The following is a 24,996-nucleotide window of genomic DNA, read 5'->3' as shown; positions in this document are numbered from 1 at the left end:
GTGGCCTCCGGCCGTTCCGGGAACGGCCGGAGGCCACGCCGCGCACGCAGCCGAAGCGGACGGTCCGGTCACTCGGGCCGGAGCGGGATCCGGCGGTGAGCGAGCGGCACGCGGGGAGGGGGACGTCAGGGCCCGGTCTCGGCGATGCGGCGGCCGACCCTCGCCGCGGTCTCCCGGAGCCAGATGTGGGCCGCGTCGTGGGTCTGGACGGGGTGCCACCACAGGGCCTCGCGCAGCGGCACGGCTTCGTAGGGCGGTTCGAGGACGCGCACCCCGCCGAGGGGGGCGAGCCGGTGGGCGAGGCGGGCCTGGACGAGGGCGATGCGGCGGGTGCCGGCGACGAGGGCGGGCAGCGTGTGGAAGCTGTCGACGGAGACCTCGACGCGCGGTTCGATGCCGAGGAGGCCGAGCTGGCGCACGGCGGGGGCGTCGTAGGTGCGCTGGTAGGTGACCCAGGGCAGGCGGGTGAGGTCCTGGCGGGTGAGGCGGTCCTCGACCTCGGGGTGGTCGTCGGCGACGACGAAGACCCAGCGGTCGTCGTAGAGGTCGGTGGCGGGGAAGCCGCTGATGACGCCGTGGGGCATCAGCAGGCCGTCGGCGGCGCTGAGCAGGCTCGTGGTGTCGTCGACGACGCCGAGGGGGGTGCGGGTGAACCGCAGGCGGATCCCGGGGGCCTCCTCGTGGACGACGCGGGCGAGTTCGACCCCGAAGACGTCGACGGCGTAGTCGGAGGAGACGATGCGGAACTCGCGGGTCTCGGTGGCCGGGTCGAAGTCGGCCTGGCTGGTGAAGAGGCGTTCCAGCACGTCGTAGGCGGTGGCGGTGCGGTCCAGGAGGACCTGCCCGAGGGCGGTGAGCTCGTACTGGCTCCCCACCCGGGAGAGCAGCTCGTCGTCGAAGTGCTTGCGCAGCCGGGCCAGCGCGGCGCTCATCGCAGGCTGGCTCAGGCCCACCCGCAGACCCGCCTTGGTGACGTTGCGCTCTTCGAGGAGGGCTCGGAGCGCGACCACGAGGTTGAGGTCGAGGCGGGCCAGGTTCACGGGGCGGGTTCCCTTCCGGAAGGGCACGGCACGACGCATTCGTCCCGTCGATGGCAGTGATCCACAGAATCTATTTCCCTGATCGTGTGGGCCGGGTCCAGATTAGTGCCCACGCCATCAGGAGGACATGTCGGTGAAACCTCGATCCGTTTCTGCTCCCTTCGCCGGGCCTTTCGCCCTCGGCACTCTCGCGGCCGGTGACGGCCCCGCCTTCCCCGCCCTCGTCGACGGCCAGGAGCGGGTCCTCGACCTGCGAACGGCCCTGGCCGAGCCCGCTCTGACGATGCGGGACCTGCTGGAGCGGTGGCCGGCCGTACTGCCCCGGCTGCGCGCCCTCGCCGCCGATCCCGGGGCCGTCCGGCGCCCGCTGGCGGACTTCCGCGTCCTCGCGCCGGTCGAGCCGCGGCAGGTCTTCCAGTCGGGCGCCAACTACCGGCAGCACGTCATCGACCTGCACGTCGCGCACCGGGCCCCGGGCGACGAGCGTCCCGATGAGGAGCGGCGCGCCGAAGCGGCCGAGATCATGGACCGGCGGGCCGCCGAGGACCTGCCGTACGTGTTCATCGGCCTGCCGAGCGCGATCACCGGCCCGTACGACGACGTCACGCTTCCGGCGTGGGCGGAGAAGCCGGACTGGGAGCTGGAGCTCGCCGCGGTGATCGGCCGGCCCGCGCACCGGGTCTCCGTCGAGGAAGCGCTGGAGTACGTCGCGGGGTACACGATCGCCAACGACCTGACCGACCGGGCGACGGTCTTCCGCAGGGACATGCCGCAGATCGGCACCGACTGGCTGCGCAGCAAGAACGCGCCCGGCTTCACCCCGCTCGGCCCGTGGATCGTGCCGGCCGAGTCCGTCGGCGACACCCGTGGCCTGCGGCTGACCCTGAAGCTCAACGGCGAGGTCATGCAGGACGAGTCCACCAAGGACATGATCTTCGACGTCGCCCGGATGGTGTCCTACGCCTCCCGGAGCGCACGGCTCCTGCCCGGCGACCTCGTGCTCACCGGCTCCCCAGCGGGCAACGGCATGCACTGGGGCCGGCTGCTGCGCGACGGCGACGTCATGGACGCCTCCATCACCGGCCTGGGCACGCAGCGCACGCGGTGCCTCGCGGAGGAGTCGTGAACCGCACCGACCCCGAGGGCGCGATCGCGAAGGCCGCGAAGGAGTGCTCCAACTGGGGCCGCTGGGGCGAGGACGACCGGCTGGGGACCGTGAACTTCCTGGACGAGGCCAAGCGCCGCGAAGGCGCCGCGCTCGTGCGGCGCGGTGTCAGCTTCTCGCTGTCGCAGCGCTTCGACATGAACGGCCCGCAGAAGGGCTGGCGGCGCCGGACCAACCCCGTCCACACGATGCTGGACACGGGCACGGACGCGGCCCTGGGCAACCAGGGCTTCCCCCACGGCATCGGCGGCGCCGACGACGTGATCGCGATGCCGCTGCAGTGCTCCACCCAGTGGGACGGGCTCGGCCACATCTTCGACCACGGCAAGGCGTGGAACGGCCGGCCGGCGGAGCGGGTCGTCACCTCCGACGGCGACCTGGTCACCGGCATCGAGCACCTGGCCCCCCATGTCGCCGGACGCGGCGTGCTCCTCGATGTCGGCCGCGTCGTCGGCGAGGACGGCGAGCTGCCGGACGGCTTCGCGATCACCGAGGAGCACCTGGCGGCCGCCGCCGAGGCGCACGGGGTCACGGTCGGGCGCGGCGACATCGTCCTCGTGCGCACCGGGCAGCTCGCCCGGGTCCGCCGGGACGGGTGGGGCGACTACGTCGGCGGCGCCGCCCCCGGCCTGTCGTTCACCACCGCGTCCTGGCTGCACCGCACCGAGATCGCCGCGATCGCCACCGACACCTGGGGCTTCGAGGTGCGGCCCAACGAGTTCGACCACGCCTTCCAGCCCCTCCATCAGGTGGTCATCCCGCACATCGGGCTGCTGATCGGCGAGATGTGGGACCTGGAGGCGCTGGCCGAGGACTGCGCGGCCGACGGCGCGTACACGTTCTGGCTCACCGCCGCACCCCTGCCCATCACCGGCGCCGTCGGGTCCCCCGTCAACCCCGTCGCCGTCAAGTAACCCCAGGGCTCACCCAGCCTGAGGAACAAGCCCGAGGAACAAGGGAGTTCCCCATGAGCAGTACACCCCGCAGAGTCCTGGTCGTCGGCGGCGGAGCGGCCGGCAACGCCGCCACGATCCTGCTGCGCCGCGCCGGGATCGACATCGACCTCGTCGAGGCGAAGGACGACTGGAACGCCACCGCCGGCTCCGGCATCACCCTCCAGGGCAACGCCCTGCGCGTCCTGCGCGAACTCGGCGTCTGGGAGGAGGTGAAGGCGTCCGGCTTCCCCTTCGGATCGGTCGGCATCACCGCCCCCGACGGCACCGTCCTGCATGTCCAGCGCGACCTGCGCACGGGCGGCGACGACCTGCCCGCCGCCGTCGGCATGCAGCGCCCCCGGCTCCAGCGGATCCTGATCGATGCCGTACGGGCGAGCGGCGCGACCGTCCGGCTGGGTACGACCGCCACGATCGTGGACCAGGACGCGAGCGGCGTCACCGTCCGGCTCGGCGACGGCGGCGAGCACCGCTACGACCTGGTGATCGCCGCCGACGGCCTCGGCTCGGCCACCCGGGCGCAGATCGGGATCGCCGACGAACCCGAGCCGACCGGCATGGCGATCTGGCGGGTGGCCGCTCCCCGGCCCGCCGGGGTCCAGCGCACCGATCTCGCCTACGGCGGCCCGGCGTTCATCGCCGGCTACTGCCCCACCAGCGACACCACGCTGTACGCGTACGTCGTCGAGAAGAACCGCGACCGCTCTTCCATACCGCCCGGGTCCTACGCCGAGGAGATGGTCCGCCTCGCCTCGGCCTACGGCGGGGCGTGGCCGGAGATCACCGCGACGATCACCGACCCGGCGCAGGTCAACTACACGTGGTTCGACCGGCTGCTCGTCGAAGGAGCCTGGCACCGCGGGCGGGTCGTGCTCGCCGGGGACGCCGCACACTGCTGCCCGCCCACGATGGCGCAGGGCGCGGCGCTGTCCCTGGAGGACGCCTGGGTCCTCGTACAGGTGCTCGCCGGGGCCGACGCGTGGGACGACGAGCTGCTCCGGGCCTACTACGAACGCCGGATCGCGCGCGTCCGCCCGGTCGTGGAGGCGTCCGTGCAGATCGGTCAGTGGCAGCTCGACGGCGTCCGCGACGCCGACGTGCCCGGTCTGATGGCCCGCACCATGACCATGCTCAGGGAGCTGCCGTGACCGCGCCCACCGGCACCGCGCCCACCGTGACCGCGCCCACCGTGGACGTCCACGCCCACGTCCTGCTGCCCGAGGTCGACGCGCTCGTCGCGGGCCTGCCCGGGCACGCCGAGGCCAGGGCGCTCGACGCCCGGCGCAACGGGCCCGACGCGCTCGCCGTCAGCGGCCCCATGGTCCGCGACCGGATCCCGGCCCTGACCGATCCCGCCGTCCGGCTCGCCCGGATGGACGCCCAGGGCGTCGACGTACAGCTCGTGAGCCCGTCACCGTCGCACTACCACTACTGGGCGGACGCGGACACGGCCGAGAAGGTCTGCCGGCTGGCCAACGAGGCGACCGCCGCGCACTGCGCGGCGGCGCCCGGCAGGCTGAAGGGGCTGGGGCTGGTCCCGCTCCAGCACCCGGCACAGACCGTCGCCGCCCTGGACCACGCCCTGGCTCAGGGGCTCGCCGGAGTGGAGATCTCCAGCCACGCCCCCGGCCGGGAGCTGTCCGATCCGGCCTACGAGCCGCTGTGGACCCGGGCCGAGGAGACCGGCGCGATCCTGTTCCTGCACCCCTTCGGCTGCACGCTCGACGAGCGCCTCGACCGCTGGTACCTGTCCAACACCGTGGGACAGCCCACCGAGAACGCCGTCGCCCTCTCGCACCTGATCTTCTCCGGCGTCCTCGACCGGCACCCCGGACTGAAGATCGTCGCCGCCCACGGAGGCGGCTACCTCCCCACCCACATCGGGCGAAGCGACCACGCCTGGCGTGCCCGGACCGACGCGTCGGCCGGCTGCGCCGAGCTGCCCAGCAGTTACCTGCGGCGTCTGTACTTCGACTCGCTCGTCCACGACCCGCGTGTTCTGCGGGCCCTGGTCGAGGCGGCCGGCGCCGACCGGGTGCTGCTCGGTTCGGACTTCCCCTTCGACATGGGGTCCGACGACCCCGTCGGCGCCCTGCGTACGGCGGACCTGTCCGAGGCCGACTTCCACGCCGTCCGCGGCGGCAACGCCGCCGCCCTGCTCGCCCTCTCCCCCGCCTGAGGAGACACCCGTGACAAACAACCGCCTGCTCACCCACCTGCGGCACGTCGACCTCGCCGTGCCCGACTACGACAAGCAGCTCGACTTCTACGCCGGCGTGTGGGGCCTGACCGAGGTCGCCGAGGACTCCGGCATCTCCTTCCTCGCCGCCGAGGGCAGCCCCGAGCAGTACGTCGTCCGGCTGCGCAAGGCCGACGAGAAGCGCCTCGACCTCGTCTCGTACGGCGCCGCGACGCCGGCCGACGTGGACACCCTCGCCGAGCGGCTCCTCGCCGGAGGCGTCCAGCTGATCTCGCAGCCCGGGACGGTCGACACCCCCGGCGGCGGTTACGGCTTCCGCTTCTTCGACATCGACGGCCGCACCATCGAGGTCTCCGCCGACGTCGCCGTCCGCAAGCACCGCAGGATCGAGGAGAAGGAGGCCATCCCGGTCAAGCTCTCCCACGTCGTGCTCAACTCCCCCGACCTGGACCGCACCCGCGCCTGGTACGAGCGGCACCTCGGCTTCCGGCTGTCCGACACGCTCAGCTCGCCCCGCATGGGCGACGTCATGCACTTCATGCGGATCAGCACCCAGCACCACTCCATGGCGCTGGCGAAGGGCCCGCACACCTCCCTGCACCACGTCTCCTTCGAGATGCGCGGCATCGACGAGTACATGCGCGGCACGGGCCGGGTCCTGCGGGCCGGCCACACGAAGATCTGGGGGCCGGGCCGGCACATGGCCGGGGACAACACCTTCACCTACTTCCTCGACCCGCACGGCAACACCGTCGAGTACACCACCGAGCTGGAGAACCTCGACGAGGACACCTGGCACCCCCACGTCTACGACTTCTCGCAGCCCGAGGTCACCGACCAGTGGGGCACCGCCAACGCGATGAACGAGCTCGTCGCGAAGGAGTCGTTCAACGACCCCGACCGCGGCTGCTTCCTCGCCCCGCCGGTCTAGTCCGGCAGCCCGATCCCCGGGAACGCGGCGGTTCCCGTCCCGCCCTGGCCGCCACCGCCGCGTTCCCGGCCCCGTGTCCCCCGTTCTCCGTCTGGGAGCCGCACCATGCGCTTCGCCGCTTTCGCCCACCGGCACCGGAACCGCGTCGCCGTCGTCGAGGACGACGGCACGCTGTTCCCGCTGCCCGGAGTCGCCTCGCTGACCGACCTGATCCGTGACGCCGACGGCCTGCCCGGCCTGCTCGCCGCCGGAGCCGCGGCCCTGGACGTGCCGCCCGGGCCGCACGTCTCCGAGGTCAGGCTCCTCCCTCCGCTCCAACCCTCCTCGATCCGTGACTTCGTCACCTTCGAGGAGCACGTCGAGGGCGTGCGCCGCTCCGTCAGCGGCGAGTCCGGGGTGCCCGAGCAGTGGTACGAGGCCCCCACCTACTACTTCACCAACCCGCACGCGGTCTACGGCCCCCACGACGACGTGCCGATGCCGCCCGGTTCGTCCGTGCTCGACTTCGAGCTGGAGGTGGCCGCGGTCATCGGCCGCGAGGGCCGCGACCTCACCCCGGAGCAGGCGCGGGAACACATCGTCGGCTACACGGTCCTCAACGACTGGTCGGCGCGGGACCTGCAGTCCGCCGAGATGAAGGTCGGACTCGGCCCGTGCAAGGGCAAGGACACCGCCACCACCCTCGGCCCCTACCTGGTGACCGCCGACGAGCTGGAGCCCCACCGCGACGGCGACGGCTTCCTGCGGCTGGCCCTGACGGCCGAGGTCAACGGCGAGCAGGTCGGCAGCGACCTGCTGTCCCACATGAGCTGGACGTTCGAGGAGATGGCCGCCTACGCCTCGCGGGGCACCCGGATCGTCGCCGGCGACGTCCTGGGCTCCGGCACCTGCGGCAACGGTGGCTGCCTCGCCGAGCTCTGGGGCCGCAGCGGCGAGCAGGTCCCGCCGCCGCTCAGGCCCGGCGACACCGTCACCCTCACCGTGGAGGCCGTCGGTTCCCTCACCACCCGCGTGGTCCCGGGCGCCGAACCCGTCGCGCTGCCCAAGGGCCGGCGCCGTGACCGGGAGCGGCCGTGAATGGCGGCCGTCTGGCGGGAAAGGTCGTCGTCGTCGTCACGGGCGCGGCCCGCGGGCAGGGGGCCGCCGAGGCGGCGGCCCTGGAGCGCGAAGGAGCGACGGTCGTCGCGACGGACGTGAACGGCGGGGAGGGCGTGCGCCGGCTCGACGTCACCCTGGCCGGCGACTGGGCCGCTCTGGCCGCGTACCTCCGCACCACCCACGGGGCGGTGCACGGGCTGGTCAACAACGCCGGCGTGACCTGGCGTGCCCGGCTGGACGAGGTCACCGCCCGGGACATGGACCGCGTCCACGCCGTCCACGTGAACGGTCCGCTCCTGGGCATCCAGCACCTGGCGCCGCTGATGCCGCCCGGCTCGTCCGTCGTGAACGTCGGCTCGTCGGCCGCGCTGACCGCCCACTACCCGGTGGCGTACACGACGAGCAAGTGGGCGTTGCGCGGCCTGTCGAGGACCGCCGCCCTGGAACTCGGCCCGCGGGGAATCCGGGTGAACGTCATTCACCCCGGTTTCATCGAGACGGAGATGACGGCCTCCGCCGCCCCGGCCTTCCGGGAGGCCAACATCCGGGAGACCCCCCTCGGCCGTGTGGGCACGGTCGACGAGGTGACCCCGCTGGTGGTCTTCCTGCTCTCCGACGAGTCGTCGTTCGTCACCGGCGCGGAGATCCCCGTCGACGGCGGCCTGACCTCGCACGGCGGGGTGAAGTCGGTCTCCGACGCGCTCCTCGGCGGGGCGGCGCGGTAAGGCGGCCGGAGGGGCAGGGGGCGGGGGCGGAGACGCGCGCAGGGGCGGGCACGAGTAACTCAATGATTGAGATACATTCTCTTTGAGATACCTTTACCGTCCCGCCCCTCGTTAGGGAGTCGATGAACAGCGCGCGCCGACCAGTCCGCCGACTGGTCCCCCTCGTCCTCGTGATCGTCTGGCTCGGCCTCGGAGGAGCCTTCGGCTCCTACGCCGGCAAGCTCGGCGAGGTCTCCACGAACGACCAGGCGGCCTTCCTGCCCCAGAACGCCGAGTCCACCCGGGTGATCGCGCGGCAGAAGGCCTTCGACCAGCAGGAGACCCTTCCCACCGTCGTCGTCTGGACCTCGCCCGAAGGCGCCGACGTGACGGAGGCGCAGCAGCAGGCGGCCACCGCCGCCCTGAGGTCGCTGGCGGGCGCCGAGGGCGTCGAGGGGGCGCCCTCGCCCGCCTTCCGCTCCGAGGACGGAAAGGCCCTGCAGGGCGTCGTGCCCCTCTCGCCGGACCTCGGGGAACGGCTCGGCGAGGTGCTGGACGGCATCGAGCGCGCGGCGGCCGAAGTGCCGGACGCACGGGCCCAGCTCGCGGGGCCCGCGGCGACCCAGGGCGACCTGAAAGAGGCCTTCGGGGGAATCGACGGGATCCTGCTCGGCGTGGCGCTGGCCGCCGTCCTGCTCATCCTGCTGCTCGTCTACCGCAGCGTCCTGCTCCCCTTCCTGATCATCATCAGCGCCGTCTTCGCGCTCGGGATCGCCTGCGCGGTCGTGTACGTCCTCGCCGACCACGACGTCGTCCGGGTCGACGGCCAGGTCCAGGGCATCCTGTCCATCCTGGTGATCGGCGCGGCCACCGACTACGCGCTCCTCCTCACCGCCCGCTTCCGCGAGGAGATCGCCGCCGGCCGCGACCGCTTCGCCGCCGCCCGGGCCGCCACCCGGGGGTCCTTCGAGCCCATCACCGCCAGCGCCGCGACCGTCGCCCTCGGCCTGCTGGCCCTCCTCCTCAGCGATCTGACCAACAACCGGGCCCTCGGACCGGTCGGCGCGATCGGCGTCGTCTGCGCCGTCCTGACGACCCTCACCTTCCTGCCCGCCGTCCTCGCGCTGACGGGCAGGACCGCGTTCTGGCCGGCCAAGCCGAAGTCGGCCGACGCCGAGACGGGCGGGCACGGCCTCTGGCGGCGCGTCGCCCACGCCGTCGACGCCCGCCCCCGCCGGCTGTGGATCGTCACCACCGCCTTCCTGCTGGCCGGCGCGGCGTTCTTCCCCGCCCTGCAGTCGAAGGGCGTCCCCCTGGACGAACTGTTCGTCAACGACGCCCCGTCCGTCGCCGCCCAGCAGACGCTCGGCCGGCACTTCCCCGGCGGCTCCGGCCAGCCCGCCGTCATCATCGCCGAGGCCGCGCACCACACCGCCGTATGGGAAGCGGCGGCCGCGACCCCCGGCGTGGCCGACGCGCGGGTGACCACCGGCACCCCCGGCGGAGAGCCCCTGGTCGTCGACGGCAGGGTCCGCATCGACGCCACCCTGGCCGACGCCCCCGACAGCGACGCGGCCAAGCGGACCGTCCGGGCCCTGCGCGAGCGGGTGCACGCCGCCGACGCGGACGCCCTGGTGGGCGGCTACACGGCACAGCAGTACGACACGCAGCGCACCGCGGAGCACGACAAGAACCTGATCGTCCCCGTCGTCCTGGCCATCATCCTCGTCATCCTGATCGTCCTCCTCCGCTCCCTGCTCCTGCCCGTCCTCCTGGTCGCCACCGTCGGCCTGAACTACCTGGCGACGCTCGGCATCGCGGGACTGGTCTTCGAGCACGGCTTCGGCTTCTCCGGGACGGACGCCTCCGTGCCCCTGTACGGCTTCGTCTTCCTGGTGGCCCTCGGAGTCGACTACAACATCTTCCTCATGTCCCGCGTCCGCGAGGAGACCCTGCGGCTGGGCACCCGGCAGGGCATGCTGCGCGGGCTCATCGCCACCGGCGGTGTGATCACGTCGGCGGGAGTGGTCCTCGCGGCGACCTTCGCGGCCCTCCTCGTCATCCCCCTCGCCTTCCTGGCGCAGATCGCCTTCATCGTCGCCTTCGGCGTGCTCCTCGACACGATCGTGGTGCGGTCGCTCCTGGTGCCCGCCCTGGTGCGCGACATCGGCCCGAAGGTCTGGTGGCCCGGCAGGCTCGCGCACGAGGCCGCCCCGCAGGACACCCGCGACCGGGACGGCACCCGCTCGCCCCGGTGACGCCCCGGCTCCTCGCCGGCAGGCCGGCGGTACGGGCGCCCAGCGCTCCGCACCGCCGGTTTCGCGTTCCGGTTCCGGCCGATTCCGGCCGGGACCTGCATGTCCCTCCACCGGGGCGGGCGGGCGGAAAATGCAGAATGGGGCGAATATCCAGAGATGCGCTCCGGAGGTCTCATGAAGGATTCCCGTTCGGCCGAGCCCAGCCCGCCGACGCCTTTGGACGGGATCGTCGCCGCGGTCGTGGACGGCGGCGGCACCCTGGTCTCGTGGACCCCCGGCGCGGCTCGCCTGCTCGGTCACGGCGGTCCGGAACCGGCGCCGCTGGGCCGCCGGGCACGGGACCTCGTCGCCGTCCGCCGGACCTTCGGCCGGCCCGAACCCCACGGGGGCGCGCCGGGCGGCCGGGTGCTGAGCCTGCGCACGCGGGACGGCGGCACCGTGGACGTGTGGGTGCGGCTCCTGCCGCTCGGCTCCGGCGCGGCGGGAGACGGGCTCCTCGTCCTCGGCCTGCCGATGGACACCCTGGTGGACTGGCGGGACGGCCTGGCCATCGGTTCGGCCGCTCTGCGCCAGGAGGAGTGGCAGATCACCCTCCACGACAGCGCACTGGGGGTACGGCGCAGCAGCCCGGAGGTCGCGCGCTCCGGGCGGCTGAGCGCCGACGGGGACCTGCTGTGCGGGATGCCGAGGCTGGGCGTGGCGGGCCTCGCGAGCGACGTGCTGCGCGCGGCCATGGAGACCGGGGCGTCCGTGGTGGACGAGTCGGGTCTCCTGCGGGGGGCGCGGCCGGACGACCGGGGGCGCGTGTACTCGCTGACCGCCGCCCCGGTGCGCGACCTGTGGGGGCGGATCGACGGCGTGTTCTCCTCGCTCGTCGACGTCACCGAGCGCTTCCGCGCGGCGGACCGGCTGGACCTCGTCTACCGGGCGTCGCGGGGGATCGGCCGGAGCCTGGTGGCGGAACGTATCGCCGAGGACCTGGTGGACTTCCTCGTGCCCGCCCTGGGAGACCTCGCGGCGGTCGAGTTCTCCGACGGGCTCGGCTCGGGCGCCGAGCCGCCCCGCCGGGTGGAGGGCCTGAACGCCGACTTCCGGCGGGCCGCCGCGAAGCACGCGCACGGCCCGTGGCCCGACGACCAGGTGGCCGTGGGCGAACTCCTGCCCCGGTTCCCCGACCGGCCCGGCTTCCGTCACCTCGAACGGGGCGACGTGCTGGTCGGCAACGGCCCCCGCGACTACCGGGAGTTCCTCGGCGACGGCCCCGGGACGGACCGGCTGGTGCCCGCGGGCGCGCACGCGTCCATGGGCGCCGCGCTGGTGGCGGGCGGGCACGTCCTGGGATACGTCCAGGTCTTCCGCACCCGGCGGCCGTACCCCTTCGACGGCCAGGACGCGAAGCTGATGAAGGAGATCGTGAACTTCGCGGCCCTCGCCATCGACAACGCCCGGCGCTACGCCCACGAGCGCCGCACGGCGGCGGCGCTGCGCAGCAGTCTGCGGCCGCCGGTCTCGGGCAGCACCGCCTCCGTGGACTCGGCCGGCTTCTTCCGGGCGGCCGTCGGGGACACCGGTGTGGGCGGGGACTGGTTCGACGCGCTGGCCCTGTCGTCGTTGCGCACCGCCCTGGTGGTCGGCGACGTCATCGGCCACGGTCTGCCCGCGACGACGACCATGGCGCGGCTCAGGACGGCGATCCACACCCTCGCCGAACTCGACCTGCCCCCCGACGAACTGCTGACCCGGCTGGACGACCTGGTCCAGCGGATGGCCGCCGAGGCGGAGCACCCCGACGTCGTCGGCGCCTCCTGCCTCTACGCGGTCTACGACCCGGTGTCGCGGGTGTGCCGGTTCGCCAGCGCGGGCCATCCCCCGCCGGCCGTGATCGCCCCGGACGGCGGCGTGAGTCTGGTGGACGTCCCGCCGGGACCGTTCCTCGGGGTCGGCGGAATGCCCTTCGAGGTGGTCGAGGTCGCGCTCGAACCCGGCAGTGTGATCGCCCTGTACAGCGACGGGCTCCTCACCGTCGACGGCGCGGACGGCGCCGCGGACGGCCTCGCGGGCACGGGTTCCGGCGGGGCTTCCGGCACGGACGTGACCGGTCTCCTGCGCTCCGCGTGCCGACCGGGACGGTCGCTGGAGGAGGCGGGCATGGAGCTCCTCTCCTCGGCCTCCCCCACGCGCCGGCACGCCGACGACACCACCGTCCTCCTGGCCAGGACGCGGGCCGTCGCCCCCGCCGACGTGGCCGAGTGGGAGTTCCCCCAGGACCTGGAGGCGGTCGCCCAGGCGCGACGGCTGGTCGGCGAACAGCTCGCCCTCTGGGGTCTGGACGACCTGGCCTTCACGACCGAACTCGTGGTCAGCGAACTGGTCACCAACGCGATGCGCTACGCCGGAGGACGCGTCGGCCTGCGCCTGATCCGCGACCGGGTGCTGGTGTGCGAGGTCACCGACACGAGCAACAGCCACCCCCGGCTGCGCAGGGCCGTCAGCACCGACGAGGGCGGCCGCGGCCTGTTCCTGGTCGCTCAGGTCACGGCGCGCTGGGGCAGCCGCTACAGCGATTCCGGCAAGACCATCTGGACGGAGCAGACCATTCCCCGATAGCCGCGGGCACGACGGGTCCCCGGCCCGGAAGGGCCCGTACGGCCTCCGGTCGCGAAGGTCCGGGCCCGACCGGGGCTCCTCCTGCGCCGGGCGGCTACGCCGGTACGGTCGGGCCGGGCGTCGCCGGGGGTACGGGGAAGGGCGCCGCCGGGCCCTGCCGGCCGTGCACGGCCAGGCGGAGCTGGAGCATCGCCACGAGTCGCTGGTCGGGGTCGCCGAGGTCGATCCCGCTGATCGAGACCGCCTTGCGGACCCGGTACCGCAGGGTGTTCGGGTGGATGGTGAGCGTCTCGGCGGTCCGTGCCACGTCGCCGAACCCGTCGAGATAGGCGAGGAGGGAGCGGGCCAGGTCGGAACCGGCTTCCGCGTCGTGGGCGACGAGCGCCGCCAGGCCGGCGTGCCGGGTGCCGGGGTGCTCGTCGAGCAGCCGCAGGACGTCGCACAGGACCAGGGAGGCCTGCAGCTCCGTGTGGGTGGCGACGGCGCGCTCCGGGGTGCGCGCCATGAGCCGCAGGGCCTGGTGGCCGCGCGCCTTGACCTCGGGGACGGCGTCCAGGCGCCGCGCGGTGCCGGCGAGGGCGGCCTGGACGGGCGTGCCGGACTGCCGGCGCAGGACGGTGACGAGTTCGCCGGCCCAGCGGTGGACGGCGGGGTCGTCCGCGTCGCCGTTCCTCGCCGGGAGCATCACGTAGATCTGGCCGCAGGCCTGGGTGACCAGGGCGTCGCGGCGGAACGCGGCCGCGTGGACGGAGACGATGCCGGCGGCCTCGCCGCGCCGCAGGTCCGCGGCCGGGGCGTCGGAGCGCTCGGGGTCGCGCAGGTCGACGGCGACGACGGTGGCCCCCTGCGAGGGGTCGAGGCCGAGGTGGCCGGCGAGGGCGCCCGCGTCGAACCTGCCGGTCAGCAGGCCGTGGGCGAGTTCGGCACGGGAGGCCACCCGCGCGGACGGATCGCCCTGGTGGTAGTGGTCGACGAGCTGGGGCGCCGCGAGGCGGGCGGCGCCCCGAAGGGCCTCGGGAGCGTTCGGCGCGAGGGGGCGCGCCCCTTCCTGGAGCCAGATGGTGCCCAGCGGGCGGTGTCCCGCGGCGATCCCGGTGACGAGCCGCCGCCGGTAGCCGAGGTCGGGCTGCTCCGGGACCTCGACGACCTCCTCGCCGGAGCGCAGCCGCTGGAACACGCCCTGTTCCCGGAGGCGTTTCAGGTACGGCTCCGGGCAGGCGCGCCCCAGGACGGTCAGCCGGCGGAGTTCGTCGGCCTCGTCCTGCGAGCGGGAGTAGGCGAGGACGTGACCGGCGGCGTCCTCGACGCTGACCACACCGCGGGTGATCGTCGCCAGTGTCTGCGCCAGGGAGAACAGGTCGCCCGTCGTCCCCGGGGCCGTCGCGCTCCGGGACGCCCGGGACAGGGCGGCCCGTACGTCCTCGGCGAGGCGGTACCACCGCTCGTCCTGCGTCACGGTGAGCACGGGAACCGCGGCTTCGCGGGCGGCGGCAAGGACGGGTGCGGGGAGGCCGGCGGGGTCCGCCTTGAGGACGACGGCCGCCGCGCCGGCCCGGCCGGCCTCGGTGACGGCGCGGACCGCGGCCGCGCCGCGCGCGCCGGCCGCGAGCACGAGCGCGCCGGGCACGGCGTCGAGGTCCTCCCCCGGCCCGGTCACGATCACCTCGGTGACCGCGGTCTCCGTGGCCTCCGTCCCGAGGACCGCCACGGTGACGGGGACGGTGAGCGCCGCGAGGAGCGGTCCCAGCCGTGCGCGGCCGTCGTGCGCGGGGGCGCCGGGGGTGTCGTCCATCGCTCCAGGTTAGGGGGGTCGTCTGTGGGTTCCCTGTGAGGAGGCTTCCGGCCCGGAGGCGGGGTGCGGCGTCCCCGCCGGCGGGCCGGTGCGGCTCTCCCGGGGCGGGGCTGCGGCCGGGCGGTCGGCGCTGTGCGGGCGGGTCTCAGACGAGGTCGAGGTCCCGGTCCTTGGTCTCCGGCAGGGCGAGGACGCAGAGCAGCGAGAGCAGGGCCATGCCGCTGAGGAACCAGCCGCCGACCGCCGGGCTGTAGCTCTCGGCCAGGGCGGTGACGATCAGCGGGGCGGCGGCCCCGCCGAGGACGCCGCCGAGGTTGTAGGAGAAGCCGGCGCCGGAGTACCGCATGCGGGTGCCGAACAGTTCGGGCATGTAGGCGCCGGCGGGGCCGTAGATGATGCCCATGCAGAGCAGGGCGCCGCTCAGCGCGATCGCGACGAGGACGTAGTTCTCGGTGTCGAGCAGGGGGAAGAGGACCGCGCCCCACACCACGCCGAAGGCGGCACCGGCGATGATCAGTTTGCGGCGGCCCATCCGGTCGGACCAGCGGGCGACGACGAAGGTGGAGAGGCCCAGGACCGCGACGGCGACCAGGGTGAGGGCCAGCATGTCGTTCTTGGGGATGCCGAGGGTCGTGGTGGTGTACGTCATGCAGTACGTGGCGGCGGTGTAGAACATCACGTACACCACGGTGATCATGCCGGCGCCGAGCAGCATCTCCTTCGGGTGCCTGCGGAACGCCTCGACGAGCGGGGCCTTGGCCGTCTCGTGCTGCTCGGTGACCTTGGCGAAGGCCGGGGTCTCGGCGACCTTCAGGCGGATCACCAGGCCGACGGCGACCAGGCCGAAGGAGAGCAGGAAGGGGATGCGCCAGCCCCAGCTCTCGAAGGAGGCCTCGTCGAGCAGCGAGGACATGGCGAGGAAGGTGAGCGTGGCGGCGAAGTAGCCGACGGGCGAGCCCATCTGCGGGGCCGCCGCGTACAGGCCGCGCTTCCCCTTCGGGGCGTGCTCGACCGCCATCAGGGCCGCGCCGCCCCACTCGCCGCCGAGGCCGAGGCCCTGGACGATCCGCAGCAGGACGAGCAGGACCGGTGCCCAGACGCCGAGGGTCGCGTACCCGGGCAACAGGCCGATGAGGCCGGTGGACAGACCCATCATCAGGAGCGAGACGACGAGGACGGCCTTGCGCCCCACCCGGTCGCCGTAGTGTCCGAAGACCGCCGCGCCCAGCGGGCGGGCGGCGAAGCCGATGGCGAAGGTGGAGAGGGTCGCGAGCGTTCCGGCGGTCTTCGACAGTTCGGGGAAGAACGCCTCGTTCAGGACGAGCGCCGCGGCCGTGCCGTAGATGTAGTAGTCGTAGAACTCGATCGCGGTGCCGATGAAGCTGGCGGTGGCGATCCTCCGCATGCCGCCGGGCTCGGCCGTCTGCGCGGCCGGGGCGGTGGCGGGTGGCGTGGTGGGGCTCATGGCATGCTCCGGTGACTCTGGGCGGGGGTGCCAGGGGGGTGGTCGTCGCGGAACGCGAACAGGAGGTGAACCTACGGCTCCGGCGTGCCCTCGCGGACTGTCCGCCCGGACAGGGTTGGGCCGGGAGCACTGTCCGCCCGGACAACGCGCCCCACGCCCCCGGCCGGGTGCCGCGTCCGGCCCCTGCCCCGGCGCGCTTCGCGTACGTCCTCGCCGCGCGGTACACGTCCCCCTTGCCCCTCCGTACCCGGAAAAGGGGCCCGGACCAGGGGCTTTGACGGGCAGGGGCTAGCATCCCGTACGTCCGGGGCCGCCGTGCGGGCCCTCCCCGGGCCGTCCGTCGTACCTCCGAGCACGGGGAAGTTCGTGTCCGATCCGCTGGCCGACGATCCGCGTACCGCCGCGGTCGCGTCGGGCGAGAGCATCTCCCTCTCCGACGACCACAAGAAGGTTCTACTGCGGGAGCTCGGGGCGGGCGAGGTCGTCCGGTCCGTCTACCACGACGGCTGGGGCTACGCCGTCCTCACCCGGAAGGGACTCGTCCTCCTGCGGAACCTCCTGGCGCCGAAGGCGGTCCGCGTGGCCGGGCCGCCGCAGGTCCTGCGGCGCGCGCACGGCCTGTTCGACTCCGTCGAGGTCCTGGTGGACGGGAAGCCGCACAAGCTGCACGGCTCGAAGCTCGACCCGAAGGGGGAACTCCTGGAAGCGGCGGGAGAACTGCTGCCTCCGGACTCGCCCCTGCGCCCCTCCGGCGGGAGGCGGACCTCCACGTGGATACGGCGGCATCCGGTGTCGGTGGCCGTGGTGGCCGCGGCGGCACTGGTCGCCGGACTGAGCGGACCCGGGCAGCCCGACGCCGTGGCAGGGGGCGGGACGGAACGCGCCACGGCGGTGCCCGACTTCCGCGGGGCCTCCCTCGTCACGGCCACGGCGACGGCGCGGGGCGGATCGTGGCGGGTGACGGCCGCCGACGCGTCGTCCGCGTACCGGACTCCGCCGGCCTCCCACGCCGGCTGGCGGGTCTGCTTCCAGAACCCCGCCCCCGGCGAGCCGGCCCGCCCGTCCGGCGGGACGCTGACGCTCTACGCGGTTCCGGAGGCGGAACCCTGCCCCTCGCAACTGGACGGGACCCGGCGCGTGGTGATGCCGGACCTCGTCGGGCGGCGGTCCGACGCCGCATCGCGGGCGCTCGCCGCGCTCGGCCTCGACCGCGTCACGCGCTTCCACGCGCACACCGGACAGCACCTGGACGACCGGCGCCGGTCCCTGGCGGACTGGGAGGTCTGCCGGCAGCAGCCGGAGGCGGGCATCGATGCGCCCGTCACCACGCGGGTCGACCTGTGGCTCATCGGTCCGGGCACCTCCTGCATCGCGCCCGGCCCGAGCCCGTCCCCGAAGCCGCAGCCCAAGCCCAAGCCGCGGTCGAAGCCCGGGTCCGCGCCGGGTGCGCAGCCGACTTCGAAGCCCCAGCCGCACACGCGGCCGTCTCCCGGGTCCACCTCGGACGGCGGCGGGTCGGGAGGCGGCCACGACAGGTCGGGGGACGACGGCTCCTCCGGGGGCTCGGACACCACGGGCGGCACGAGCGGAGGCACCGGCACGGGTTCCGGCGTCGGTTTCGGCCGGTTCTGCTCCCCCGTGGGCGCGACCGCCACGACCGCGGACGGGCGCCCGGCGGCCTGCTTCATGGGCAAGGACGGCGCCGCCCGGTGGGGGTACCGCTCCGGCTGACCGCGTTCGCCGGGGACGTCGCGGGGCGCCGAGCCGTTGCGCGAGGTCGTCGCCCCGGGTGGCGCGGTCCCGGCGGCCTCAGTTCACGCTGACCGCCCCGACGACGAACAGCGCGACGGCCACGAGCCCGGCGAGAACGGCCAGCAGCCCGAGGCCCGCCACCACGGCGATGGCCGACCACCCGAGGCGTTCCGCCCGCCGGCTCCGCCGCACGGCTTCCTGTAGGTCCACGGAATCCCGCCCCCGTCGGCAACGTCCCCGCGCCGACCGGACGGTCGGCGCACCGTCAGCGTAACGGGGCCACTGGACCCTCCGCTCTCACGTGCCGCCTTCCAGGCGGCGGAGCCAGGTGGTGAGCAGCGATTCGAGGGCCTCCGCCTCGGCGGGGGCCAGGAGGTCCAGGAGGCGGCGTTCGTTGCGCATGTGGTCGGTGAACGCCCGGTCGACGAGGTCACGGCCCGGCTCGGTGAGGGCGACGATGCGACCGCGCTGGTCGCCGTCCGCCCGGCGGCGGGTGACGAGGCCGGCCCGTTCCAGGCGGTCGATCCGTTTCGTCATCGCGCCGGTGGTGACCATGGTGTGCTCGGCGAGCTCGCCGGGTGCCCGCTCGTAGGGTTCGCCGGCGCGCCGCAGGGCGCACAGGACGTCGAACTCCCCTTCGCTGAGGCCGTAGTGGGCGTAGACGCGGCAGAGTTCCTCGGTGAGTCCGCCGGCCAGGCGGTGCAGCCGGCCGATCACCCCCTGCGGGGAGACGTCGACGTCGGGCCGCTGCTGGCGCCAGTCGGCCTGAATGCGGGCCACGTGGTCCAGAGGTTTCCGTGCGTCGTCCATGCCCCCATCATATCTTCCCGGGAAGGTATATTGGCTTCCATGGAAGCTAATATACGGTGGACGGCGCTGACCGCCCTCGCGCCGGTGGCCTGGGGGACCAACTACTTCGTCACCCACGAGTTCCTGCCCACCGGCCACCCGCTGTACGGAGCGGCGTGGCGCGCCCTGCCCGCCGGCCTCGTCCTGATGGCCCTGTGCAGGCGGCTGCCGCGCGGCGCGTGGTGGTGGCGTTCCGCCGTCCTGGGCCTGCTCAACGTGAGCGTGTTCTTCGTCCTCGTCTACGTCGCCTCCCAGACCCTGCCCACGAGCCTGGCCTCGACCGTCATGGCGGTGTCCCCGCTGGCGATGATGCTCCTCGCCTGGCCCCTGGTCTCCGAACGGCCCCGGGCCGCCCACCTGGCCGGTGCCGGAATCGGCCTCGCCGGAGTGTGCCTGATGCTGCTCACCGGCACGGAAGGGGTGAACGTGCGGGGCGTCCTCGCGTCGGCCGCCGCCATGCTCGTCTCGGCCTTCGGCCACGTCCTGACCAAACGCTGGAGCACCGACGCCGACGTCGGTACCGGCAGCGGTGCCGGTACCGGCACCGACGTGGTCGCCTCGACCGCCTGGCAGCTCACCGCCGGCGGCCTGCTGCTGCTTCCCGTGGCGGCCGTCGTGGAGGGACCTCCCCCCGCGCTCTCCCCGCCCGCGCTCCTCGCGTTCGCCTACGTCTCCGTGGTCGCCACCGCGCTGGCCTTCACCGTCTGGTTCGCCGGGCTGCGGCACCTGCCCGCGGGGACCGTGGGCCTGATCGGACTGCTCAACCCCGTCACCGGCGTCCTGCTGGGCACGGTCGTGGCCGCCGAGGTGCTGACCGTGCAGCAACTGGGCGGGCTGGCGCTGGTTCTGACGGGAGTGGTCCTCGGCAGACCCGTTCGCGCGAAGCGCGGCGGCGAAAGCGGCAGCGGCAGCGGCCAGGAGCCTGCCGCCACTGCTGCCGTCGTCACCGCCGCCGAACCGGTCCGTCCGTGCGGGCGGACGGAGGTCAGGAGGGGGTCCGCCGGACGCACTCGATGAGGTGGTCGCCGGATTCGGGGTCGAGCGTCACTCCGTGGGCCTCGCCGTGGAAGCCGGGGAACTCCCGGTCGAACGCCTCCAGGGCACGCAGGCAGCGCAGGAGCGGGCCGTCCGGGGTTCCGGTGGATTCGCCGGGCATGAGGACGGGGATGCCGGGCGGGGTGACGGTCGCCATCGCGAACGCACCGCACCGCGTGACGAAGCGGCCGGGCCGGGCGGGTGGCCGGTTCCCGCGGGTGCGGGCACCGGTCCGCGACAGGTGCGGCAGAGGCGCGGTGGTCACGCCCCGGGAGCCGGACGGGCGGTCCCGGGGGGCCGGTCCGGGGCGTCAGCGGAGGCGGCGGGCGCGCAGCACCACGTCGTCGGCGTGGTGGGCGCCCGCGCCGCCCTCGGGCACCACCCGGGGCCGCTCCTCGTCCACTTCGACCCGCCAGTCGTCACCGAGGAGCGCGGCGACCATCGAGGGCCAGACGTAGTCGGCGGGGTCGAAGCCGCCCTCCTGGTCGGGGTGGCGCTCGTCCATGCCCGCGTGGTGGACGAGCAGCAGGGTCCCACCGGGCGCGACGGCGTCGAGCAGGGCGCGCTCGGCCGTCGACCCCGGGGTGCGGAGCAGTGCCGGGTACTGCGCGGAGACCAGGTCGAAGGAGGCGGGCGGGAGCGCCGCCTCGGCCAGACCGGCGTGCACCCAGCGCACCTCGACGCCGGCGTCCCGGGCGTGGGCGGCGGCCCGGGCCAGCGCCACGCCCGAGACCTCCAGTGCGGTGACGTCCCAGCCGGAGCGGGCGAGCCAGATGGCGTCCGCGCCCTCCCCGCAGCCGACGTCGAGCACGCGCCCGGGCGGAAGGTCGGCGACCTCCGCGACGAGCGCGCCGTTGGGCTGTCCGCTCCAGAGCTGCCGGCGCTCGGAGTAGCGACTGTCCCACTCGTCACGCACGGCGGGGTCGCCGACGTAGCCGTCGGCGAAGGGGACGCTGTCGGTGGAAAGGGCTTCTGCTGCGATGTCGTCGGCCATGGCCCCACCGTCGCCCAGCGCCTCCTCCCCGGGCCAGTCCTGTTGCCGAAACGGCAAAAGCGCGGACCCTTCGTACGAGCACCCGGGCGGTGACGCCGAACGGGCCTTGCCGGTCCGGCCGGGCCTGCCGGGCCTACCGGGCCTACCGGGCCTACCGGGCCTACCGGGCCTACCGGGCCCGCCGGGCCTATCGGGCCCGCCGGGCGGACGGGCCTGCCGGGCGCGACGGGCGCGACGGCGTCGAGCAGGGCGCACTCGGCGGGGCCCGGGGGGGGCGTCGGACCGTGTGAGGAGGAACGCGTTCCCTCGGCCGCCCCCAGGCCCTACTGTCAGGTAACTTGAGCGTGCCTCCGCACGGCGACGTCTTCGACGAGGGATGGGACATGCCTGCTTCCACGACTTCCGCCCGGCTGCTCAGCGGTCTGCTGATCGGTGCCGGCATCGCCCACTTCGCCGTTCCACGGCAGTTCGACGCCATCGTGCCCCGGAGCCTGCCCGGGTCGCCCCGGACGTGGACCCACGTGAGCGGCGTCGCGGAGATCGCCGTCGGCGCGGCCATCGCCGCGCCGCGCACGCGGCGGGCCGGCGCGCTGGCGGCGGCCGGGCTGTTCACCGCCGTGTTCCCCGCCAACGTGAAGATGGCGTACGACTGGCGCCACCGGCCGGCCCCGCTCCGTGCGGCGGCACTGGCCCGGCTCCCGCTCCAGGCACCGCTCGTGCTCTGGGCGCTGCGGGTCCACAAGGCGGGACGGCCCGGCAGCTGACGGTTCGTCCGGCGCCGCCTGCGGAGCCGTCTCCGCAGGCGGCCCGAAGGGGCGCGGGGCCGTCGGGCGGTCGGTGCCCCGGCCCCTCCCGGGTTCAGCGCACCGGGCGGTAGGTCGCGATGATCACGCCGCTGCTGGTCGGCCGGGCGCCGACCAGTTCGAGCTTCTTCATCGGGGCGTCGTCGGCGAACAGCTTCTTGCGGCCCTCGCCGGCCACCACCGGGTGGATCAGCAGGACGAGCTCGTCCAGCAGGTCCAGCTCCAGCAGCGAGCGCACCAGCGTCGGGCTGCCCGCGACGGTGATGTTCTTGCCCTCGCCGGCCTTGAGCTCCTCGACCGCCGCCGCGAGGTCGCCCTTGACCAGCGTGCTGTTCTCCCAGTCCTCGACGGTGTCCAGCGTGGAGGAGACGACGTACTTGGGCGACTCGTTGATCCACTTCGCGAAGCCGGCGTCCTCGCCGCTGGTCACCGTCGGCCAGTAACCGGCCCATTCGCCGAACGTCACACCGCCCAGCAGGATCGTGTCGGCCGTCTCCAGCGTTCCCGCCAGTGCCGCGCCCATCTCCTCGTCGAAGGCGAACTGCCACTCGTTCGGCGACTGGACGACACCGTCGAGCGAGACGAACAGACCCGAGACGACCTTGCGCATGATTCCTCCACGACGATTCCGGGGGCCCTTCGGCCGCCCCGGTCGGGGCGGACCGGCCTCCCGGCCACAGGGGAACACTAGGCGGGTGTCCGGGGCCGGGGCTTGTACAGAAGCGACAGCGGTTCCTCCGGGTCCGGCGCGGCGAGCCGGGTCGCGGTCCGTCCCACGTACCGTTTCAGGGACCGTGCCAGGTGCGGCTGGTCGAAGTACCCCAGCAGGTGGACGACCTCCTGGGCCGCCGTGCCCTCCTGGATCATCACGGCCGCCCGGCGCGCACGGTCGATCTGCCGGACGGCGCCCCGGGTCAGGCCGGTCGCCGCGACGAAGCGCCGTTGCACGGTCCGTTCGGAGACGTCCGGAGCGGTTCCGTCGAGCACCGCGGGGACCATCGGGTCCGCGTCCACGATGCCCTCCCGCACCATCCGGCGCACGAACGCCTCGGCGTTGTCGTAGTCGGGCACGTGCCAGGCCGAGCCCTTCAGCCACACCGAACGCCGCGTCACGTCGGGGATCGGCGCGTTGCTGCCCACCAGGCCGCTGACCGGGATGTGGGGCATCGAGGTCCCCAGCGCGAAGCTGATCCCGAAGAACTCGGCGTCCTCCGGGACGGGGGCCACGGACGCCTTCGCCTCCGGCCCCAGCACCGCCGCCCGCACCTCGCCACGGTGCTCCCAGAACACCAGCTCCCAGTGCGGCGTCGCGACCGACATCATCCGGCCGACGTCGTCGCTCCGGCTGCGCCACACCCGCTCGACGAACGGCAGCTCCGAATCCCGGCTCTCGATCGCCAGACCCACCCGAGCCCCTCCCCCGCACGGCCGCACGATCTGCGCGGGACCGCCGGCCCCGCGGCCCGGCGTCGGTCTCCGGGCGCGGCACGGGAAGTATCACCCGCCCGGTGTGCTCCGCGGCGCGGAGGACGGGGCGGGCCTGCTCGTCGCGTTCGCGCGGGACGGCGCCGTGCCGCCGGACGACCGGGCGGGGGGCGCCCTCGCACTGGCCGAGCTGGACGGGCAGCGCGCCGCGGGCCTGCGGTTCCCGGCCGCGTCGGCCGGCGGCCCTCGGGCCGACGGGACGCACCGGACCCACGCGGCGGCCGCGCTGACGGCTCTCGGCCCGTACCGGATCCGCCGGCAGGACCCTGGTGGTCCGGGCCGCCCGCCGGCGCGGGGGCGGGCGTCAGACGAGGTCGCGGTGGCGGCCCACCCGGGTGGAGAGGAGGTAGAGCGGGGGCAGGAAGGCGGCTCCGCAGACGGCCCAGAGGGCGGTGTGGGCGCCGGTGTGGGTGGCGAGGAGGCCGGCGGTGAGCGCGCCGAGGGGCATCGCGCCCCAGGAGACGAAGCGGACCGTGGCCATGACGCGGGACAGCAGCTCCGGGGGCGACTGGGTCTGGCGGTAGGTGCGGGTGGCGATCGAGCCGATGACGGTGCCGAAGGCGAAGCCGGCGTTGCCCAGGGCGAACCAGTACGCGTCCCCCGCCGAGGTGGTCAGCGGGGCGAGCAGCAGCAGCGCGCCGCCGGCCAGGTCGGCCACGATGATGCCCCGCGCGGTGCCGAGGCGGGTGGTCACCCGGACCGCGACGGCGGCGCCGGCGAGCGCGCCGACCCCGTCCATGGCGAGGACGAGACCGAGCTGTACGGCGTCGAGTCCGGCCTCGCGGACCAGGTAGAGGGGGGTGAGGGCGACGAGGGCCGCGTTGAGGAAGTTGGCGGCGGTCGCCCAGATCATGCAGGGCCGCATGACCGGGTGTCCGGTGACGTACCGCCAGCCCTCGCGCATCAGCCGCAGGGCGCTCTCGCCGGTGCGCGGCGCGGGACGGCTCTCGGGGAGGGTGCGCAGCAGTACGGCGGAGGCCAGGTAGCTGGCGGCGTCCACGACGAGCGCGCCGACCGGGCCGGTGGCGCCGATCAGGACGCCGCCGAGGGAGGGGCCTCCGGTGTCGGTGACGGCGTGGGTGCCGGACATGACGCTGTTGCGGGCGGCCAGTTCGCGGGCGGGGACGACGGCGGGCAGGAAGGTCGAGTTGCCTATGTCGAACAGCACCGTCGCCGCGCCCGTGACGAGCGCCGCGAGCAGCAGGTGCGGGTAGGTGAGGGTGCCGAGCCACCACGCGAGCGGCAGCGATCCGAGGGCCGCGAACCGTACGAGGTCGAGCGTGACCTGGAGCCGGCGCAGCGGTACGCGCTGGGCGACGACGCCCGCCGGGAGGCTGAGCAGCAGCCAGGAGACCTGTCCGGCGGCGGCGAGCAGGGCGACCTCGAAGGCGGTGGCGTCGAGGACGGTGAGGGCGACGAGCGGCAGGGCCAGCGCGGTGACGGCGGTGCCCGCGCCGCTGACGGTGGCGGCGGCCCAGTAGCGCCAGAAGACGCCCGGCGGCGAGGCCTCCTGCTCGTCGTCGCGCCGGTCCCGCTTCGGGATCGCTCGTGTTCCGCCCATGCGGCACCCACCCCTGGATTCAGTCGGTCTCTTTTGGGAACTCACTCGCTCCGGGTGAGTTTCTATCGGGAACCGACCTCATGGCGCAAGATGGTTCCGGTGAGGGGCGGCCCTGGCGGCCGCCGTGCGCGCAGGAGTGGAGACGCTGTGATGAGGTCGGTGCCCGAGCGGGACGCGGGGGGGGGGGGGGCGCCCCCCCCCGGGGGGGGGGGCGGGGGGTGGGGCCAGCGCCACAAACGGGTGTCCCCCCCCCGCCACCAAAGCCTCGACCCGCGACACGAGGAAAAAGGCAACTACCCGGACG

General features: G+C 74.2%; 22 protein-coding genes. 12 read left to right on the top strand and 10 right to left on the bottom strand.

Going from position 1 to position 24,996, the window contains the following annotated elements; translation table 11 throughout:
* Positions 1-125: 125 nt before the first annotated feature.
* Entirely contained in the window at positions 126-1,040 is a 915-nt protein-coding gene (locus ACFW6A_RS38175; protein WP_386646472.1) for a LysR family transcriptional regulator, read from the bottom strand.
* 127 nt (positions 1,041-1,167) lie between these two features.
* Here ACFW6A_RS38175 and ACFW6A_RS38170 point away from each other — a divergent pair, with 127 nt between their 5' ends.
* From ACFW6A_RS38170 to ACFW6A_RS38130, 9 genes are all read left to right on the top strand, one after another.
* Positions 1,168-2,166 carry a fumarylacetoacetate hydrolase family protein gene (locus ACFW6A_RS38170; protein ID WP_386646469.1) on the top strand — a complete coding sequence of 333 codons (999 nt, stop codon included), beginning with the start codon at positions 1,168-1,170 and terminating at the stop codon, positions 2,164-2,166.
* A complete protein-coding gene (locus ACFW6A_RS38165; RefSeq protein ID WP_386646466.1) occupies positions 2,163-3,119 on the top strand; it encodes a cyclase family protein in 957 nt (318 codons plus the stop codon). The genes ACFW6A_RS38170 and ACFW6A_RS38165 overlap by 4 nt, the downstream gene beginning before the upstream one ends.
* 53 nt (positions 3,120-3,172) lie before the next feature.
* On the top strand, positions 3,173-4,306 hold the full coding sequence (locus ACFW6A_RS38160) for an FAD-dependent oxidoreductase (protein ID WP_386646463.1): 1,134 nt from the start codon (positions 3,173-3,175) through the stop codon (positions 4,304-4,306).
* 26 nt (positions 4,307-4,332) lie between these two features.
* Positions 4,333-5,337 carry an amidohydrolase family protein gene (locus ACFW6A_RS38155; RefSeq protein ID WP_386646475.1) on the top strand — a complete coding sequence of 335 codons (1,005 nt, stop codon included), beginning with the start codon at positions 4,333-4,335 and terminating at the stop codon, positions 5,335-5,337.
* 10 nt (positions 5,338-5,347) lie between these two features.
* Entirely contained in the window at positions 5,348-6,289 is a 942-nt protein-coding gene (locus tag ACFW6A_RS38150) for a VOC family protein (RefSeq protein WP_386646460.1), read from the top strand.
* Between the two features lie 105 nt (positions 6,290-6,394).
* Positions 6,395-7,366, top strand: coding sequence for a fumarylacetoacetate hydrolase family protein (locus ACFW6A_RS38145; protein ID WP_386486728.1), 972 nt, complete (start codon positions 6,395-6,397; stop codon positions 7,364-7,366).
* Positions 7,363-8,112 (top strand): SDR family NAD(P)-dependent oxidoreductase, encoded by a 750-nt coding sequence (locus ACFW6A_RS38140; RefSeq protein WP_386646457.1) that lies wholly within the window; start codon positions 7,363-7,365, stop codon positions 8,110-8,112. The genes ACFW6A_RS38145 and ACFW6A_RS38140 overlap by 4 nt, the downstream gene beginning before the upstream one ends.
* Positions 8,113-8,234: 122 nt before the next feature.
* The gene (locus tag ACFW6A_RS38135; protein ID WP_386646454.1) at positions 8,235-10,349 is read left to right on the top strand and encodes an MMPL family transporter; all 2,115 of its coding nucleotides are present in this window, start codon (positions 8,235-8,237) and stop codon (positions 10,347-10,349) included.
* A 174-nt stretch (positions 10,350-10,523) separates the two neighbouring features.
* Positions 10,524-12,956, top strand: a complete 2,433-nt coding sequence (locus ACFW6A_RS38130; protein WP_386646451.1) for a SpoIIE family protein phosphatase — start codon at positions 10,524-10,526, stop codon at positions 12,954-12,956.
* 94 nt (positions 12,957-13,050) lie between these two features.
* On the opposite strand, the gene ACFW6A_RS38125 is transcribed toward ACFW6A_RS38130, so the two are convergent.
* Both ACFW6A_RS38125 and ACFW6A_RS38120 read right to left on the bottom strand, forming a co-directional pair.
* Positions 13,051-14,748, bottom strand: coding sequence for a PucR family transcriptional regulator (locus ACFW6A_RS38125; RefSeq protein WP_386646448.1), 1,698 nt, complete (start codon positions 14,746-14,748; stop codon positions 13,051-13,053).
* A gap of 145 nt (positions 14,749-14,893) precedes the next feature.
* Positions 14,894-16,213: an MFS transporter gene (locus ACFW6A_RS38120; protein WP_351855108.1), complete on the bottom strand. Its 1,320-nt coding sequence runs from the start codon at positions 16,211-16,213 to the stop codon at positions 14,894-14,896.
* Between the two features lie 366 nt (positions 16,214-16,579).
* Between ACFW6A_RS38120 and ACFW6A_RS38115 the strand changes: the two genes are divergently transcribed.
* Positions 16,580-17,944 carry a hypothetical protein gene (locus ACFW6A_RS38115; protein ID WP_386646445.1) on the top strand — a complete coding sequence of 455 codons (1,365 nt, stop codon included), beginning with the start codon at positions 16,580-16,582 and terminating at the stop codon, positions 17,942-17,944.
* A gap of 78 nt (positions 17,945-18,022) precedes the next feature.
* Here ACFW6A_RS38115 and ACFW6A_RS38110 read toward each other — a convergent pair whose 3' ends face one another.
* Positions 18,023-18,175 (bottom strand): hypothetical protein, encoded by a 153-nt coding sequence (locus ACFW6A_RS38110; RefSeq protein WP_351855111.1) that lies wholly within the window; start codon positions 18,173-18,175, stop codon positions 18,023-18,025.
* Positions 18,176-18,262: 87 nt separating this feature from the next.
* Positions 18,263-18,775 carry a MarR family winged helix-turn-helix transcriptional regulator gene (locus tag ACFW6A_RS38105; RefSeq protein WP_386646442.1) on the bottom strand — a complete coding sequence of 171 codons (513 nt, stop codon included), beginning with the start codon at positions 18,773-18,775 and terminating at the stop codon, positions 18,263-18,265.
* A gap of 39 nt (positions 18,776-18,814) precedes the next feature.
* Between ACFW6A_RS38105 and ACFW6A_RS38100 the strand changes: the two genes are divergently transcribed.
* The gene (locus ACFW6A_RS38100) at positions 18,815-19,831 is read left to right on the top strand and encodes a DMT family transporter (RefSeq protein ID WP_386646439.1); all 1,017 of its coding nucleotides are present in this window, start codon (positions 18,815-18,817) and stop codon (positions 19,829-19,831) included.
* Here the strand turns inward: ACFW6A_RS38100 and ACFW6A_RS38095 are convergent.
* Complete coding sequence (locus tag ACFW6A_RS38095; protein ID WP_386646437.1) at positions 19,800-20,006, bottom strand: hypothetical protein; 207 nt, start codon at positions 20,004-20,006, stop codon at positions 19,800-19,802. The genes ACFW6A_RS38100 and ACFW6A_RS38095 overlap by 32 nt on opposite strands.
* A gap of 153 nt (positions 20,007-20,159) precedes the next feature.
* Positions 20,160-20,843, bottom strand: coding sequence for a class I SAM-dependent methyltransferase (locus tag ACFW6A_RS38090; RefSeq protein ID WP_386483706.1), 684 nt, complete (start codon positions 20,841-20,843; stop codon positions 20,160-20,162).
* 383 nt (positions 20,844-21,226) lie between these two features.
* On the opposite strand from ACFW6A_RS38090, the gene ACFW6A_RS38085 reads away from it, so the two are divergent.
* A complete protein-coding gene (locus ACFW6A_RS38085) occupies positions 21,227-21,607 on the top strand; it encodes a hypothetical protein (RefSeq protein WP_351855130.1) in 381 nt (126 codons plus the stop codon).
* Positions 21,608-21,701: 94 nt separating this feature from the next.
* On the opposite strand, the gene ACFW6A_RS38080 is transcribed toward ACFW6A_RS38085, so the two are convergent.
* From ACFW6A_RS38080 to ACFW6A_RS38070, 3 genes are all read right to left on the bottom strand, one after another.
* Positions 21,702-22,256 (bottom strand): dihydrofolate reductase family protein, encoded by a 555-nt coding sequence (locus tag ACFW6A_RS38080; protein ID WP_351855123.1) that lies wholly within the window; start codon positions 22,254-22,256, stop codon positions 21,702-21,704.
* A 77-nt stretch (positions 22,257-22,333) separates the two neighbouring features.
* Positions 22,334-23,053 carry a helix-turn-helix domain-containing protein gene (locus tag ACFW6A_RS38075; protein WP_386646434.1) on the bottom strand — a complete coding sequence of 240 codons (720 nt, stop codon included), beginning with the start codon at positions 23,051-23,053 and terminating at the stop codon, positions 22,334-22,336.
* A gap of 382 nt (positions 23,054-23,435) precedes the next feature.
* On the bottom strand, positions 23,436-24,692 hold the full coding sequence (locus ACFW6A_RS38070; RefSeq protein ID WP_351855127.1) for an MFS transporter: 1,257 nt from the start codon (positions 24,690-24,692) through the stop codon (positions 23,436-23,438).
* Positions 24,693-24,996: the final 304 nt, after the last annotated feature.

The sequence above is a fragment of the Streptomyces sp. NPDC058758 genome (assembly GCF_042746075.1).
GTDB lineage: Bacteria > Actinomycetota > Actinomycetes > Streptomycetales > Streptomycetaceae > Streptomyces.
Note: the sequence above shows the minus strand (reverse complement) of the source record. Positions and strands in the feature narration are given on the sequence as shown.